General features: G+C 72.5%; 14 protein-coding genes. 10 read left to right on the plus strand and 4 right to left on the minus strand.

From position 1 onward, the window contains the following. Window positions 1–312: 312 nt before the first annotated feature. The 7 genes from JIX55_RS14680 (at window position 313) to JIX55_RS14710 (ending at window position 7,971) form a co-directional block, all read left to right on the plus strand. On the plus strand, window positions 313–954 hold the full coding sequence (locus JIX55_RS14680; protein WP_257563757.1) for a GntR family transcriptional regulator: 642 nt from the start codon (window positions 313–315) through the stop codon (window positions 952–954). A 344-nt stretch (window positions 955–1,298) separates the two neighbouring features. Continuing rightward, window positions 1,299–2,162 (plus strand): cation-translocating P-type ATPase C-terminal domain-containing protein, encoded by an 864-nt coding sequence (locus JIX55_RS14685; protein WP_257563758.1) that lies wholly within the window; start codon window positions 1,299–1,301, stop codon window positions 2,160–2,162. A 53-nt stretch (window positions 2,163–2,215) separates the two neighbouring features. Then, window positions 2,216–2,347: a hypothetical protein gene (locus JIX55_RS14690; protein WP_257563759.1), complete on the plus strand. Its 132-nt coding sequence runs from the start codon at window positions 2,216–2,218 to the stop codon at window positions 2,345–2,347. A gap of 234 nt (window positions 2,348–2,581) precedes the next feature. After that, a complete protein-coding gene (locus JIX55_RS14695) occupies window positions 2,582–3,001 on the plus strand; it encodes a hypothetical protein (RefSeq protein ID WP_257563760.1) in 420 nt (139 codons plus the stop codon). Window positions 3,002–3,361: 360 nt separating this feature from the next. Then, entirely contained in the window at window positions 3,362–6,064 is a 2,703-nt protein-coding gene (gene aceE / locus JIX55_RS14700) for a pyruvate dehydrogenase (acetyl-transferring), homodimeric type (protein ID WP_257563761.1), read from the plus strand. Between the two features lie 286 nt (window positions 6,065–6,350). Then, the gene (locus JIX55_RS14705; protein WP_257563762.1) at window positions 6,351–7,367 is read left to right on the plus strand and encodes a helix-turn-helix transcriptional regulator; all 1,017 of its coding nucleotides are present in this window, start codon (window positions 6,351–6,353) and stop codon (window positions 7,365–7,367) included. A gap of 85 nt (window positions 7,368–7,452) precedes the next feature. Next, window positions 7,453–7,971, plus strand: coding sequence for a DUF4240 domain-containing protein (locus JIX55_RS14710; protein ID WP_257569332.1), 519 nt, complete (start codon window positions 7,453–7,455; stop codon window positions 7,969–7,971). A 45-nt stretch (window positions 7,972–8,016) separates the two neighbouring features. Here JIX55_RS14710 and JIX55_RS14715 read toward each other — a convergent pair whose 3' ends face one another. Together JIX55_RS14715 and JIX55_RS14720 are read right to left on the minus strand one after the other, a co-directional pair. Then, window positions 8,017–8,301 (minus strand): hypothetical protein, encoded by a 285-nt coding sequence (locus JIX55_RS14715; protein ID WP_257563763.1) that lies wholly within the window; start codon window positions 8,299–8,301, stop codon window positions 8,017–8,019. A 103-nt stretch (window positions 8,302–8,404) separates the two neighbouring features. Next, the gene (locus JIX55_RS14720; protein ID WP_257569333.1) at window positions 8,405–9,091 is read right to left on the minus strand and encodes a peptidoglycan recognition protein family protein; all 687 of its coding nucleotides are present in this window, start codon (window positions 9,089–9,091) and stop codon (window positions 8,405–8,407) included. 441 nt (window positions 9,092–9,532) lie between these two features. Here JIX55_RS14720 and JIX55_RS14725 point away from each other — a divergent pair, with 441 nt between their 5' ends. Then, window positions 9,533–10,717 (plus strand): MarP family serine protease, encoded by a 1,185-nt coding sequence (locus tag JIX55_RS14725; RefSeq protein WP_257563764.1) that lies wholly within the window; start codon window positions 9,533–9,535, stop codon window positions 10,715–10,717. Between the two features lie 28 nt (window positions 10,718–10,745). Here JIX55_RS14725 and JIX55_RS14730 read toward each other — a convergent pair whose 3' ends face one another. Then, the gene (locus JIX55_RS14730; protein WP_257563765.1) at window positions 10,746–11,234 is read right to left on the minus strand and encodes a GNAT family N-acetyltransferase; all 489 of its coding nucleotides are present in this window, start codon (window positions 11,232–11,234) and stop codon (window positions 10,746–10,748) included. Window positions 11,235–11,356: 122 nt separating this feature from the next. Here JIX55_RS14730 and JIX55_RS14735 point away from each other — a divergent pair, with 122 nt between their 5' ends. Both JIX55_RS14735 and JIX55_RS14740 read left to right on the plus strand, forming a co-directional pair. Further along, window positions 11,357–12,283, plus strand: coding sequence for a TIGR01777 family oxidoreductase (locus tag JIX55_RS14735; RefSeq protein ID WP_257563766.1), 927 nt, complete (start codon window positions 11,357–11,359; stop codon window positions 12,281–12,283). A gap of 209 nt (window positions 12,284–12,492) precedes the next feature. Then, a complete protein-coding gene (locus JIX55_RS14740; protein ID WP_257563767.1) occupies window positions 12,493–13,890 on the plus strand; it encodes an NAD(P)/FAD-dependent oxidoreductase in 1,398 nt (465 codons plus the stop codon). A 49-nt stretch (window positions 13,891–13,939) separates the two neighbouring features. Here the strand turns inward: JIX55_RS14740 and JIX55_RS14745 are convergent, their stop codons facing one another. Next, on the minus strand, window positions 13,940–15,379 hold the full coding sequence (locus JIX55_RS14745) for a regulator (RefSeq protein WP_257563768.1): 1,440 nt from the start codon (window positions 15,377–15,379) through the stop codon (window positions 13,940–13,942). Window positions 15,380–15,504: the final 125 nt, after the last annotated feature.

The following is a 15,504-nucleotide window of genomic DNA, read 5'->3' on the forward strand; positions in this document are numbered from 1 at the left end:
CTCGTCCGGAGTTTCCGGGCGGGGGCACCGTTTTCTGCCATCGGGGACGGGTACCGCCTTCGGGGCGGCCCACGGCTCCCACGGTTCAGATGCCCCGCACCGCCGGGGGCCGGAATTCTCGCAGTCACACGGCCGTCACCGCTCCGAAGCCTGGCCGGTACGGGTCTTTACAAAACGGCTCCCCATGGCAGCGTGTAAGTCTCGTCTCACCTGCGCGAAAGCTCCCCCGTGCGCCTCTCACCGGTGGGGTCGCGGCTTTATTGTCTAGAGGTCAACGCCCTTGGGGCTCTGTCCCCCGCCGAAGGAGCCCGCATGACCACCGCGCCCGTCGTCCACTCGCTGCGCGAACAGATCCGCGAGCACATCGTGGAGGGGATCGTGAGCGGGCGGTGGAAGCCGGGTGAGCGGATCGTGGAGCGGCGGATCGCGACGGAGCTGGAGGTCAGCCAGACACCGGTGCGGGAGGCGTTGCGCGAGCTGGAGTCCCTGCGGTTGATCGAGTCCGCGCCGAACAAGGGTGTACGGGTACGCAATCTGACCGCGGCCGACCTGGAGGAGAGTTACCCGGTACGGGCCGGCCTGGAGGCGATCGCGGCGGAGCTGGCGGCGGAGAGGCTGGCCGAGGACTGCTCGGCGCTCGAACCGCACGTCGCCGCCCTGTACGAGGCCGACCGCAACGCCGACGGCACGTCCCAGGTCCGTCACACCGTCGGCTTCCACCGCGAAATGGTCCGCGCCGCCGGCAACTCCGTCCTCCTGCACACCTGGGAGGGCCTGGGCATCGAGGTGTTCACGGCACTGTCCATCCGCTGGCTGGGGACGGTCCAGCAGTCGTACGCGGAGGAGCACCAGGCCTTGGTCGAGGCGTTCCAGCGGCGGGACCCGGAGATCGGCCGCCTGGTGAAGGAACATGTGCTGGGCTGCGCTCCCCGCGCCGCCGGCGATTCCGTCTGACGGTCCCGTTCCGGTCCCCCTCCGGCCCAGCCGGCCCGCCAGCGCAGGACGATGCCGCTGAGGCGCGCCCATACTGGGGAGAGCCGTGTGTTCTCCCGGGGCCGTCGCCCGGACTGTTGTCCGGGCGACGACGACCCCCGTCGGTCGAGGGTGGAGGGCCGTGTGACCTGGCCAGTGCTCTCCCGGTCCGGACTGTCCGCGACGCTCCGCTCGGCCGCGCGGAGGCTGGCCGCCGTACCGGCGGCGCGGCCGGTGGTCTGTCCCGCGCTGCGGCCCCGTACAGCCGGGCTCTGGCCGACCGAAGGCGGCGTGCAGATTGCGGCGCCGCGGTGCCCGAGGAGACGGTGGCGCGGAGCGCGCGTTGGGCCGAGGAGGGGGCGTGGGTCCTGCTCGTCGTCCGGGCCGGGACACCGGTCGCCGTAGCCGGTCTGGTTCCCCGACTGCACGCGCTGGCCCATCACTTGGTGCGGGCGGCCGGTGAGTGCGGCCAGGTGCGGCTGGTCGGCGGGCCGCCGGGACCGCACCGCAGGTTCGGACTGCCCGAGCCGCTGCCGACCGGGCACGCCCGCACGGCCGCGCTGGTCCGCTCCCTCCAGGCGGAGGGCCATGGCGTCGCGGTGGTGTCGGCGCGCACCCGGCGCGCGCCGGCCCGGGCCGATCTGGGGACCGGGGTGATCACCGGTCCGCGTCATGTGCCGTGCGACGCGTATGTCGCCGCCCGGCCCGACGTCGTACATGTGCTGCTGATGGCCCTGCCGGAGGCCCGGCGGGTCGGCCTGCCACCCGTCTGGAGGGCGTCGGCGCGCTCACGGGCGGGGCTCTCGGCCTCTTCGTCCCGCGTCCGGGGTCTGGACGCGGGTCCGTCTGGTGACCGACACGGTCACGGTCGCGGGGACACCGTCGCCCTGGTCTCCCTCGTCTCCTCCCAGCTGCTCCAGACGCTGGCGGACGCGGGCCGCGATCCGGTGGTCGCGGCGGCCGTGGTGGGGTCCCTGGTGGCGCTGGCCGTCGCGGTGACCGTGCCCGGGCTCAGCCCCTTCTTCGGCAGCCGGCCCCTCGGCCCCATGGGCTGGACGATCGCCCTGGCGTCGGCGGCGGGCTCGGTCGTGCTGCCCGCCGCCGTACGGGGCGCCGTACCGGAGAAGCGGATTCCGGAAATCGGAAGTTCACCCTCCGGCAACCTGGGTGCCGCCTCCCGGAAGCCGTGAAACCACACAAAGGAGTGGTCCCCCGCACGATGCACACGAAAGGCGGCTGAACCGTGCCGCACATCCTCGCCTCGATCCTGACCCAGGTCGCCGTCGCCCTGCTCGAAGCCGCCCTGATCCGCCTCTCCGTCCAGCTCTGGAAGGCACTGATGGGCAGCGGCCGTCCGGCGACCGCCTACGCCTGACCCACAACCCGGCACCATTTCCTACGATTTACACGTTTATCAACACTCAGGACTGGAAGGCGGTAGGGGGAGACTTCCATTGCCTCACGCTCCCAGTACGGGAGGACGGAGATGACTTCCCCGCAGACCAACCCGGAATACCCACAGGACCGAGCATCGGACCAGGGCACGACGCCCCGCACGGAAGCGACCGGAACCGGGACGGCCGGAACCGAGGCGGCACAGGCGACGCCCATGACCGCAGCGACGCAGGAGGCGTCCGAGCAGCGCCGCGACGAGGCGGCACAGGACCAGGAGAAGCACGCGGGCGGCAAGGTGCTGCACATGCACACCGCGCACCCGCAGATTCCCATCCCCTATGTGACCCCGGGCGACCTCTTCACCGGCGCACGCGCCGGCGCCCGCGCGGCCACCTCACTGCTTCCCGCGCCGCGCAAGCTGGCCTACTACGGCCTTCTGGGCGGCATGACCGCGGCCGGACTCCTGGAGTGGCCGGTCGCCCTCGCCGTCGGCGCCGCCACCGAGGTGATCACCCGCGAACAGGGGGCCCGCGCCCGCGCCGAGCGAGGGGAACAGGAGCGCCGACAGGCGACCCCGGAACCCTCCGCCCGGATGACGGAGCCCTCCAGGCCCACGCACACAGCTATGGCCTGAGACCCCCTTCACCACCCGGTGGGGCCCGGACACACCGCCGGGCCCCACCCCCCTGCACCCCGAACACCAGAGCAATCCCCCGCTCAAACGCGGCCCCACCTGCAGAAATCCCGACCTCGCGGCGGCACCCCGTGCCCTCACCGAAGGCACCCGGTGCCGACTTTCTCGCGATCAAGAGTTTTTGCCCCTCAACCCTTTGATCGATCATCGATCAGCGAGTTACAGTCCCCGATGGGCCACGCGACGGAGTCGCACATCGATACCGCACCGAGGCCCTCGCCCTGTCCTGCCAAAGACACAAGGGCAACCCCCGACCCCATACCGATGAGGGAACCCCCTTCGACTGAGGAAGGCGGCGCAATGAGCGACCCCAACGCCATCCAGCCGAGCGCGCTCGACCAGCTCCCCGACCGGGATCCGGAGGAGACCGCCGAATGGCAGGCCTCGCTGGACGCCGTCACCAAGGCGGCCGGGCCGCACCGTGCCGCGTACCTGATGCGCCGCACCCTGGAGCGCGCGGAGGGCAACGGCATCGCGCTGCCCAAGCTGCTCGAGACGGACTACGTCAACACCATCCCCACCGCGGCCGAGCCGGGCGTGCCCGGTGACGAGGCGATGGAGCGCCGTATCACCGCGTGGAACCGCTGGAACGCGGCCGCGATGGTCACCCGCGGCTCCAAATACGGCGTCGGCGGCCACATCGCCACCTTCGCCTCCGCCGCCTGGCTCTACGAGACGGGCTTCAACCACTTCTTCAAGGGCAAGGAAGCCGACGGTTCGGGCGACCAGCTCTACATCCAGGGCCACGCCTCCCCCGGCATCTACGCCCGCGCCTTCCTCGACGGCCGCCTGAACGAGGCCCACCTCGACAACTTCCGCCGCGAGGCGGCCGGCAACGGCCTCCCGTCGTACCCGCACCCGCGCCGCCTGCCCTGGCTGTGGGAGTTCCCGACGGTGTCGATGGGCCTCGGCCCGCTGTCGGCGATCTATCAGGCGCGCTTCAACCGCTATCTCACCAGCCGCGGCATCAAGGACGTCTCGAACTCCCACGTCTGGGCGTTCCTCGGCGACGGCGAGATGGACGAGCCGGAGTCGACGGCGGCACTCGCCCTCGCCTCCCGCGAAGGTCTCGACAACCTCACCTTCGTCATCAACTGCAACCTGCAGCGCCTCGACGGCCCGGTCCGCGCCAACTTCAAGATCGTGCAGGAACTGGAGGCCCAGTTCCGCGGCGCCGGCTGGAACGTCATCAAGTCGCTGTGGGGCTCGGCCTGGGACGAGCTGTTCCAGCTCGACACCACGGGCGCGCTCGTACGCCGGCTGCGCGAGGTACCCGACGCGCAGGTGCAGACGTACCAGACCCGTGACGCCGCCTACATCCGCCAGGACTTCTTCGGCGCCGACCCGGCGCTCGTCGAGATGGCGAAGTTGCTGAGCGACGACAAGATCCTGGAGTGCTTCCACCTCTCCCGCGGTGGTCACGAGGCGCGCAAGGTGTACGCCGCCTACAAGGCCGCCGTCGAGTTCAAGGGCGCCCCGACCGTCATCCTGGCCCAGACCGTCAAGGGCTTCACCCTCGGCGAGGGCTTCGCGTCGAAGAACGCCAACCACCAGATGAAGAAACTGACGGTGGACGAGTTCAAGGCGATGCGTGACCTGCTGGAACTGCCGATCAAGGACAGCGACTTCGTCGACGGGGTCGTGCCCTACGGCCACCCGGGCGCCGACTCCGCCGAGGTCCGCTACCTCCAGGAGCGCCGCGCCGCGCTCGGCGGCCCGGCCCCGGCCCGCCGTACGCACGCGCTGGCCCCGCTGCCGGCCGCCGCCGACAAGACCTTCGCCGCCTTCGACAAGGGCTCCGGCTCACAGAACGTGGCGACGACCATGGCCTTCGTCCGTCTGGTCAAGGACCTGGTCCGCGACAAGGAGACGGGCAGGCGCTGGGTGCCGATCGTCCCCGACGAGGCGCGTACCTTCGGCATGGAGTCGCTCTTCCCGTCGCTCGGGATCTACTCGCCCAAGGGCCAGACGTACGAGCCGGTCGACCGTGACCAGCTGATGTACTACAAGGAGGCCAAGGACGGCCAGATCCTCAACGAGGGGATCACCGAGGCCGGTTCGATGGCGGACTTCATCGCCGCGTCCACCGCGTACTCCACGCACGGCGAAGCGATGATCCCCTTCTACATCTTCTACTCGATGTTCGGCTGGCAGCGCACGGCCGACCAGATGTGGCAGCTCGGCGACCAGCTCGGCCGCGGCTTCCTCGTCGGTGCGACGGCCGGCCGTACAACCCTGACGGGCGAGGGCCTCCAGCACGCCGACGGCCACTCCCCGGTGATCGCGGCGACGAACCCGGCGGCGATGACGTACGACCCGGCGTTCGCGTACGAGGTCGCGGCGATCGTCAAGGACGGTCTGCGCCGGATGTACGGCGAGGCCGCGCCCGGCGAGGACCCGAACGTCTTCTACTACCTGACCGTCTACAACGAGCCCCTGCCGCAGCCCGCCAAGCCGTCCGGCCTGGGCATCGACGAGGGCATCGTCAAGGGCCTGTACCGCTTCAACACGGCCGAGTCGGCGGGGCTGTCCCCGGTGGCGAACGCCCCGCGCATCCAGCTGCTCGGCTCCGGTACGGCGATCCACTGGGCCCTTCAGGCGCAGAAGCTCCTCACCGAGGAGTGGGGCGTGGCGGCCGACGTCTGGTCCGCGACCTCCTGGAGCGAGCTGCGCCGGGACGCCCTGGACGCGGACGCGGCGCTGCTGCGCGGCGAGGAGCGGGTGCCGTACGTCCGCCAGGCCCTGCAAGGTGCCGAAGGACCGGTGCTGGCGGTCTCCGACTACATGCGCCAGGTTCCCGACCAGATCGCCCAGTGGGTCGAGCAGGACTACTCCTCGCTCGGTGCGGACGGCTTCGGCCTCTCCGACACCCGCGAGGCGGCCCGCCGTCACTTCGGCGTGGACGCCCAGTCGATCGTCGTGGCCGCCCTCGCCCAGCTCGCCCGCCGCGGCGAGGTCAAGGCGACGGCGGTGAAGGAGGCCCGGGAGCGGTACGGGCTGTGACTCCGGCGGGGTGACGGGGGCTTTTCCTCGCCCCCGCCGCCCCCACGTGTCCCTCCAGGTGGTTGTTCGGCTGCGGGTGGTGGGGGCTGGTCGCGCAGTTCCCCGCGCCCCTTGACGGCATGGGTCGCGCCCGGGGTCTTTCAGGGGCGCGGGGAACTGCGCGAGCAACCACACACCACCCGCACCCGCCAACGAACCTCCGCCTCCCGAGCTCTATCGCGTGCGGGGTCGAAGGGGCGGCGGGGGCGAACCCCTCCCCGTCACACAGCCCCGGCATCATGAACGCATGCGTGCTGCCCGGCTGATCAAGATGGTGCTGCTTCTCCAGTCCCGGCCCTCCATGACCGCCGCCGAACTGGCCCGGGAGCTGGAGGTGTCGGAGCGGACGGTGACGCGGGACGCCCAGGCGCTGTCGGAGGCGGGCGTGCCGGTGTACGCGGACCGGGGGCGGGCCGGTGGTTACCGGCTGATCGGCGGGTATCGGACACGGCTGACCGGGCTGGCCCGCACCGAGGCCGAGGCGCTGTTCCTCAGCGGTGTGCCGGGAGCCCTGCGGGAGATGGGGCTGGAGGACGCTGCCTCCGCCGCCCGGCTGAAGGTCTCGGCCGCCCTGCTGCCCTCCCTCCGCGACGCCTCCCGTACGGCCTCCCAACGGTTCCACCTCGACGCGCCGAGCTGGTTCAAGGAGCCGAAGACCCCCGAACTGCTGCCCGCCGTGGCCGACGCGGTGTGGGACGACCGCCGGATCGTCGCGCGCTACCGCAGGGGCGACACCGAGGTCGAGCGGGAGCTGGAGCCGTACGGTCTCGTGCTCAAGGCCGGCGTCTGGTACCTGTGCGCCCGCGTCCCGGCCGACGGAACCACCGGCTCCTACCGCACGTACCGCATCGACCGCTTCACCACCGTCGACGCCGACGGCACCCGCTTCACCCGCGACGAGGAGTTCGACCTGCCGGCCTACTGGGACGAGCAGACAGAACGTTTCGCCCGGTCGATCCTGCACGCCGAGGTCGTCGTACGGCTCTCGGCGGAGGGCGTGCGGAGGCTGCCGTACGTCGTCGACCCCGTCCCGGCGCGGGACGCGCTGGCCGCGGCCGACGCCCCGGACGAACACGGCCGGCTGACGGTCACGCTCCGCGTCGAGTCGGAGGAGGTGGCGCACACCCAGCTCACGGCACTGGGGGCGGAGGCCGAGGTGTTGGCACCCGAGGGCCTGCGGGCACGCTTCGCGAGCGAGGCGCGCCGGCTCGCCGGGCTGTACGAGGCGCGGCAGGAGGCGATAAGGCGCGATAAGGCCCGGTAAGGCTCCCCCGGACCCCGTACCGGACATAACAATCCACCATCCTCCACGTGCGTCCCACCCGCCCAGGCACGATGCTGGACCCGTGATGGACGAGACGGAGTTCTGGGAGTTGGTGGACACCGCTCGGGATGACGCCGAGGGCGATCCCGAGGATCATGCCGACCTGCTCGTGGAACGGCTCGGCCGACTGGACCCGGAGGCGGTGCTGGACTTCGCCCGGCACTTCGAGTCCCGTTACAACCGCGCGTACACCTGGGATCTGTGGGGCGCCGCGTGGGTCCTCCTCGACGGTGCCAGTGACGACGCGTTCGACTACTTCCGGTGCTGGCTGATCGGGCAGGGCCGGGAGGTCTTCGAGGGCGCGGTGCACGACCCCGACTCGCTCGCCGATCTGCTGGACGACTTCGACGAGGAGATCGACGGGGACGGCGAGGAGTTGGGCTACGCCGCGGACGAGGCGTACGAGCAGCTCACCGGCGTGGTCGCCCCGGACCTCGGCATCCCGCCCGCGCCCGGCGAACCCGAGGGCACCCCGCTCGACTTCGAGAACGAGTCCGCGCTCGCGGAACGCTATCCGAAGCTCTGGGAACGCTTCAGGTCCTAGTTCCAAGGGCGTTCAGGGCCGTTCGAGTCCTCGCTCCGGGCCGGTTCAGGCGCGCAGGCCCCGGCTCGTCGTGCGCGGCAGGTACGCGTACTGCTCGGCGGTGTACGGCTGGGCGTGGTGGCGTCGTTCCTTGCCCGGGGCCGGGTGTTCGGGGGCCGTGGCGCCGTGCAGCGGCGCGGAGTTGGCGCGCTCCAGGGCGGACGCGGTGACGGCGGACGGGCCGAGCACGACCACGGCGGTCGCGCAGGCCACCGTCCAGGGGCTCCGCAGGACCGAGGACCAGGACTTCTTCGGGTTGCGGGACGTGTTCTTCGTACGGCTGCTGATCATTTTCCCCACCTCCGGTCGGCGTGACACGACGAAGTTAGGGCGCGGATCTGGGAGAAGTCTGTGAGACCCCGTCGCACTGTCTGTGAAGCTCATGAGATCCGTCTCAACGCCGGCCCTGGAGACGTCCCGCCAGCTCTCTGATCGCGGGCAGGCGTTCGGCGAGGGCCGCGCCCGGGCAACTGGTCATGTAGCCGTCGCTGTGGCCCGCGAGGGTGGGCAGCAGGGCGGTGGTGCCGGAGGCGTAGCGGCTGAGGCTGTTGCTGGAGGTGAGCCGGACGCTGCCGCGGGGGTCGGTGTCGGAGAGGCCGAGTTTCCAGGCGGCGAGGGCGGCGATCGCGTCGGTCATGGCCTGCGGGACGGCGACACCGGCGGTGAAGGTGCCGAGGGCGGCGATGCCCGCCGTGCGGTGGTTGAAGCCCTGGGTGTGGGCGCCGGTGACGGGGCGGTCGACACCGCCCGCGCGGCCCTCGTAGATGGTGCCGCAGCGGTCGACGAGGAAGTTGTAGCCGATGTCGTCCCAGTTCTTGGCACCGGTCTGGCCCGCGTACAGGTAGCGGATGATGCGGGGAGAGTCGGCGCAGTCGTAGCCGTTCGGCGAGTCCGTGTGGTGGATGAAGACGGCGGCCACCTTGTCGTCGTAGCGGGCCGGCGGCCGGCCGCGCGCGTCCTCCTCCAGCCAGCGGGCCCTCGGCACGATGGGCGGTCTGGGCGCCTGGTACGGATGCGCGGGGCGGGCGGCGACCGGTCCGCCCGAGCGGTGCCCCGTACGGTCCACGCCGATCGCGCACATCACCAGCGCGAGGACGGCCGCCAGCCCGGGCAGACAGGCCAGCGCCAGGAGGACGGGACGCGGCGGATTCGCGCGCTCCCGGGTCAGGCGTACGCGGTCGCGGGCCCGGCGTATGCGCTCCCGGACCGGGTCCGGGCCGCGCGGGGTCCGTGTACGGCGGCGCCACACGCGTGGCAGCCGCCGTACACGGACCCCGCGCGGCATCCGGAACGCACGCATGTCCTCAGCGTCACCCAGGTGCGCGCCGCCCGCGATGTGGGGTGTGCCACCCGGTGGAAGCGGATGGAACCAACGTCCCGGTCCGGGACGTTTTTACGGTTCCAGGCAGATGGGGCGCGCTGGTGGCCGGTTCACGCGGACCGCCGGGGCGCGGTACGGGCGTAACTGATCACTGGGCCCGCCCCACGCGTACTACAGGGTCCCGAGTGAAAGGCGGCTGGAGTGGACGTGCTCGACATCCTGCTGTTACTGGTGATCCTGGCCTACGCGGCGTCCGGGTACCGTCGCGGCCTGGTCGCGGGATGTGTGTCCCTGGCCGGTTTCGTGGGCGGCGCGGCGATAGGCGTCTGGATCCTGCCGTGGATGATGGAACTGGTGGAGGCGGGTACCCCGGCGGCGACGGTCACGGCGGTGCTGACGGTGCTGGTGCCGGGGGTGATCGGGCACGAACTGGCGGGCCGGCTGGCGCTGCGGCTGCGCCGGGAGATAGACCGCAGCCCGCTGCGGGTGGCCGACGGCATCGGCGGGGCGGCGGCCAACACGGTCGCCGTGCTCATCGTGGCCTGGGTGGCCGCGAGCGTCCTCGGGGCCTCCTCGTCCGCGGTGGTGACCAACTCGATCCGCAACTCCGCGCTGCTCGGCGCCGTGCAGAACACCATGCCGGAGACCACCCCGGCCTGGTTCTCCAACGCCACCTCCGCGCTGACCGAGGCGGGCTTCCCCCAGGTCTTCAACCCGTTCGAGAACGAGGCGACGGCCGAGGTCGCCAAGCCCTCCGGCGACAGCGTCACCGCGGCCGCGACCGGCGCGGCCAAGCGCAGCACGGTCAAGATCGAGGGTGTCGCGGGCACCCAGGGCCGCGAGGGCAGCGGTTTCGTGTACGCCACCGAGCATGTGATGACCAACGCGCATGTGGTGGCGGGCATCGACGACCCGAGCGTGCGCGTGGGCGGCGTGGGCAAGGCGTACGAGGCGCGGGTGGTGCTCTTCGACCCCGACAAGGACGTGGCGGTCCTCTACGTCCCGGGTCTCGAGGCCCCGCTGCTCCGCTTCGACGACAGCGCCAAGCGCGGCGACGCGGCGGTCGTCGCCGGTTACCCGGAGGACGGCGGCCTCGACCTCCAGGCGGCCACGGTCGCCAGCCGTATCGACGCGACCGGCCGGAACATCTACAACACCGATTCGGTCACCCGCGACATCTACTCCATCCGTTCCACCGTCCGCCCCGGCAACTCCGGCGGCCCCCTCCTCACCACCGACGGCCAGGTCTTCGGCGTCGTCTTCGCCCGCTCCACCTCGGACGCGGAGACGGGTTACGTCCTGACCGTGGACGAGGTCGCCTCCGACGCGGAGCGCGCGGCGAACGCGACGGCGGCGGTCGACACGGGCGAGCTGGTGACCTCGTGAGCCACACCGGGCCGTCGACCACTCCGATCTAGAGCGGACGGCCCATCAGCACGTCGTCCACGTACTCCCCGTCCAGCAGGAACTCCTCCGGCAGGATCCCCTCCACCACGAACCCCTCGGACTCGTACAGCTTCCTGGCCGGGGTGTTGTGGCCGAGGACCCGCAGGGTGAGGCGGCGGGCGCCGCGGTGCCGGGCCTCGTCCAGTGCGGCCCGCAGCAGGGCGCGTGCGACGCCGGCCCCGCGTGCCTCCTCGGCCACGGCGAGGCCCTGGATCTGGCGGACGTGTGTGTGGCAGGCGAGCGAAGAGGGCCGGGCGAGCCGGACGTAGCCGACGACGGTGCCGCCGAGTTCGGCGACGAGGTGGTCCCGGGGGCCGTAACGCTCGTTGTAGAAGGGCTCGTACGGCTGTTGGGGGCGCTCCTGGACGGAGTGCAGCGTGGACCAGGTGACGCGGTCGAGTCGGCCGAGCGCGTCCTCGTCGTCGGGGGTCGCGGCGCGTATGTGTGGAACCGGCATGACGGCCACTGTACGGCGGGGGCACGGCGGTCGCGGGCGGTCTTCGGTGGTCGTGGACGGCCGTGCGTGCCCAGGTCGTCCCCGGGTCCGCGGTTTCGCCGTCCACCCGGCAGGATGGGGACATGAACGTTGAATCGCCCGTCCGGCCCGGTTCTCGTATCGCGATCGCCGGGGCGTCCGGCCTGATCGGTTCGGCACTGGCCCGCTCCCTCTCCGACGACGGATACGACGTGCTCCGGCTCGTGCGGCGGGCGCCACGGGCGCGGGGCGAGGTGCGCTGGGATCCGGACGCGGGGCGGGTCGACACCGAAGGGCTCGCGGGGTGCGCGGCCGTGGTGAACCTCGCCGGGGCGGGGGTCGCGTCCCGGCGCTGGACGACGGCGTACAAGGCGACGATCCGGCGCAGCCGGGTGCTCGGCACGCGGACGCTCGCGGAGGCCGTGGCCTCCCTGGACACACCGCCGAGCGTGTTCGTCAACGGCAGCGCGATCGGGTTCTACGGCTACACGGGCGACCGGGTCGTGGACGAGTCGGCGAAGCCGGGCTCGGAGTTCCTGTCCTCGTTGTGTGTGGAGTGGGAGGGTGCGGCCGAGCCCGCGCAACAGGCCGGGATCCGTACGGCGTTCGCCCGTACGGGGCTGGTGGTGGCCCGGGGCGGAGGCGCCTGGGGCCCGCTGTTCCCGCTGTTCAAGGCCGGGTTGGGCGGACGGATGGGAAACGGCCGCCAGTACTGGAGTTTCATCTCCCTCCACGACGAGGTCGCGGCCCTGCGCCACCTCCTCCTCACCCCGTCGCTGTCCGGCCCGTTCAACCTGACGGCGCCGGCCCCGCTCACCAACCGCGAGATCACGGCGGCCATGGGCCGGGTCCTGCACCGCCCCACCCTGTTCACCGTGCCCGCCCCCGCGCTCCGGCTCGTCCTCGGCGGGGTCGCCGACGACGTCCTCGGCAGCACCCGGGCCGTCCCGACGCGGCTGCTGGAGTCGGGCTTCACCTTCACGTACCCGGAGATCGAGGACGCGATCCGGGCGGCCGTCGCCCGGAGCTGACCGGGGGTTTCGACCCCGCGCCGACCAGGCTCGCCCGGCCGCCTCCCGACCGCCGGGCGCACGTACGTCCGGCCCATGCCCCTGTGCGAGGTCACACGCTCCTTCCCGCGGACGGGCCCCCGCCTTCACCCTCGTCGCGAACTCAGGTATTTCAGAAGGGTGTGGGGGGCATCACGTCCCCAGCAGCCGCGCGACCTCGGGAGGGGCACGTGCTTGAGTCGGTGCACCAGTCGGCGTTCCCGGCGGACACGGAGACCGTGGACGTCATCGTCGTAGGAGCCGGCGTGGCCGGCCTCGCTGCGGCCGGACATCTGAGCAGGGCGGGGCTGACGACCACCGTCCTGGAGGCCGCACCCGCCGTCGGCGGCCGTATGTCCTCCGAGAAGATCGACGGCTTCCGCCTCGACCGGACGGCCCCGTTGCTCTCCACGTCGTACCCGGAACTGCGCCGCACCCCGCCCCTGGCCGGCCTGCCCCTGCGCGCGTTCGCCCCCGGCGTCCTGCTGCACGCCGACGGCCGTCATCACCGCGCCGGCGCCACCCCTGTCCTCCGAAGCGCGAGGGGCGCACTCACAGCCGCACGCGCCCTCGCAAGCGCCCCCAGGCTCCCCCGGAGCCAGGGCCGTGCCCAAGGGCGTTCCACGGGCACCCGCCCCGGCCGCCTGGGCGCCCCCGCCGACCAGTCCCGGCTGGCCATGGCCCTGGCCCGGCTCGCCGCGACCGCGCCCGAGCGGCTGCTCGCGCGTGCGGAGGTCCCGATCTCCCAGGCGCTGGCGACCCGGGGATTCCCGCCCAGGACGATCGACGGATTCGTGCGTCCCCTGCTGGCCGCGCTCCTCTCCGACCCGGCGCTGCAGACGTCCAGCCGCTGCGCCGACCTGGCCCTGCACACCTTCGCGACGGGCCGGCTGTGCATCCCGGAGGGCGGCGCCGACGCCCTCCCGGAGTTCCTCGCGGCCGCGCTGCCGGTGGGCTCGGTCCGTACGGGGGTACGGGTCACCGCGATCAGCACGACCTCGGTGACGACGGCGGACCACGGTGAACTCACCTGCCGTGCCGTGGTGCTGGCCACGGACGCCCGGTCCGCCGCCGAGCTGCTGCCGGGGCTGCGGGTGCCGGAGTTCCACCCGGTGACGGTCCTGCACCACGCCACGGACGAGCCGCCGTTGAGCGAACCGGCGCTGCTCCTCGACTCCGACCGCAGCGGGCCCGTCTCGCACACGGCGGTCATCAGCCAGGTCGACCCGGGCCGGGCACCGGCGGGCCGCGCCCTGATCACCTCCACGGTGCTCGGCACGCCCCCGGACCCCGCGCACCTCGACGCCACGGTCCGCGCCCAACTGGCCCGCCTCTACCGCACGTCCACCACCCGCTGGGAACTCCTCGCCGCGCACCACGTCCCCGAGGCCGTCCCCGCGATGCCCGCGCCCCACGACCTACGACGCCCCGTACGCCTCCTCGCCGGCCTCTACGTCTGCGGCGACCACCGCGACACCAGTACCGTCCAGGGCGCCCTCCACTCCGCCCGCCGAGCCGCCCACGCCGTCCTCACCGACCTGGACGCCCGCCCGACGCCTCTGGAGGAGCCGCTCGAAACGGCGGCGTGAGCGGCGACGGGGCGCCCGGCGGATCACCGGGCGCCCCTCACGTCGTGCGCTACCCCAGCGCCGCCACCTTGTCCCGGTACCCCCTCACCGGCGCCGCGTCGCGGTACGGCTCCAGGCGGCGCTCGAAGTCGCGGACGTATTCCACGGCTCGTACGGACCGCATCTCGGCGGCCTGGCCGGCGGCCTCCGCGCCCAGCTGGCAGGCCTGGTCGAGTTCGCCGAGGCCGAGGCGGGCGGAGGCGAGGACGACCCGGCAGAAGAGGCGGCTGCGGGCGTAGGCGGGGGCCCTCAGCTGCAGGGAGCGTTCGGCGTGCTGGGCCGCGGCCCGGTACTGCTGGAGGTCGCGGTGGCTGTGGCCGAACTCGTCGGCGAGCTGGGCCTCGTCGAAGAACCGCGCCCAGTAGGGGACCTCGTCCCCGGGGCGGGCCGTCTCCAGGGCGCGCTCGGCCCGTACCAGCGCGGCCGTGGAGGCCCGCACCTCGCCGAGCACCGCGTGCCCGCGCGCTTCGACGGCGTGCAGCAGCGACTGCACCACCGGCGGCACGGCCGACCCGACGCCCTGCTGGGCGACGCGCGCGAGCTGCACGGCCTCCCGCCCGTGCCCCAGATACACCGCCTGCCGGCTCATCGTGACCAGGACGTACGCCCCGTATGCCCGGTCCCCCGCCGCCTGCGCCAGCCTGAGCGCCTGCACGAAGTACCGCTGGGCGAGCCCGTGCGCGCCGATGTCGTACGAGGTCCAGCCGGCCAGCCGGGTGAGGTCGGCGGCGGCCGCGAACAGCCGTCGGCCGATCTGTTCGCCGTAGGCGCCGCGCAGCATGGGCTCGGCCTCGTGTTCGAGGTAGCGCACGAGGGCCTGGCGGGCATGGCCGCCGCCGTACGCGTCGTCGAGGGCGCGGAACAGCTCACCGACCGAGCGGAGGGCGGCGATGTCCCCGCCGGTGACCTTCTGGCCGGGGCCGCGCTCGGTCTGGCTGCGCTGCCGGGGGACGGCCGGGCGGCCCTGCGGGGGGACCCGGGTGGCGCCCGGGTCCCCCCGGCCCACCCGGTCGTCGGCACGGCCGATCAGCCAGTCGCGGCTGGGCACGACCAGCCCGGCCGGAGTGAACGCGATCTTGCGGAGTTCGGCGTGGCTGCCGGAGTCCTTGCGCCACAGGCCGCCGACGATGTCGATGGCCTCCTCGGGGGTCGCGGCGAACTCCAGGCCCGCGTAGACGGGGGCGCAGGCGTCCAGTCCGAGGTCCTGGGCGCTGAGCCGACGGCCGAGGCGGCGCGTGAACACCTCGGCGATGAGTGCGGGCGTCGTCCCCCGGGGCTGCTGACCGCGCAGCCAGCGGGTGACGGACGTCTTGTCGTATCTGAGATCGAGGCCGTGTTCGAGACCGAGCTGGTCCACTCGGCGCGCAAGTCCCGCGTTGGAGAACCCCGCTTCTGCGATGAGGGCGGCGAGCTGGCGGTTGGGGGTGCGCTGCGCGGGTCGTTCCGTCATCTGCGGTGCGGTCTCCTGCCTTCCGGGTGTCGGCGGGGTTTCCCGGATTGCCTGGTGAGAAGCCTTTGCGGCCTTGTGAACGGCGCGAATGTAGCGGAGAGTAAGCGTCTGATCGCACAGTTCCG

This window comes from Streptomyces sp. DSM 40750 (assembly GCF_024612035.1).
GTDB lineage: Bacteria > Actinomycetota > Actinomycetes > Streptomycetales > Streptomycetaceae > Streptomyces.

Coding starts and splice junctions, on each gene's coding strand:
- JIX55_RS14695 (WP_257563760.1), top strand. CDS start 2,582: ATGACCGCAGCGACGCAGGAGGCGTCCGAGCAGCGCCGCGACGAGGCG.
- JIX55_RS14715 (WP_257563763.1), bottom strand. CDS start 8,301: ATGATCAGCAGCCGTACGAAGAACACGTCCCGCAACCCGAAGAAGTCC.
- JIX55_RS14720 (WP_257569333.1), bottom strand. CDS start 9,091: ATGTGCGCGATCGGCGTGGACCGTACGGGGCACCGCTCGGGCGGACCG.
- JIX55_RS14680 (WP_257563757.1), top strand. CDS start 313: ATGACCACCGCGCCCGTCGTCCACTCGCTGCGCGAACAGATCCGCGAG.
- JIX55_RS14730 (WP_257563765.1), bottom strand. CDS start 11,234: ATGCCGGTTCCACACATACGCGCCGCGACCCCCGACGACGAGGACGCG.
- JIX55_RS14705 (WP_257563762.1), top strand. CDS start 6,351: ATGCGTGCTGCCCGGCTGATCAAGATGGTGCTGCTTCTCCAGTCCCGG.
- aceE (WP_257563761.1), top strand. CDS start 3,362: ATGAGCGACCCCAACGCCATCCAGCCGAGCGCGCTCGACCAGCTCCCC.
- JIX55_RS14745 (WP_257563768.1), bottom strand. CDS start 15,379: ATGACGGAACGACCCGCGCAGCGCACCCCCAACCGCCAGCTCGCCGCC.
- JIX55_RS14735 (WP_257563766.1), top strand. CDS start 11,357: ATGAACGTTGAATCGCCCGTCCGGCCCGGTTCTCGTATCGCGATCGCC.
- JIX55_RS14710 (WP_257569332.1), top strand. CDS start 7,453: ATGGACGAGACGGAGTTCTGGGAGTTGGTGGACACCGCTCGGGATGAC.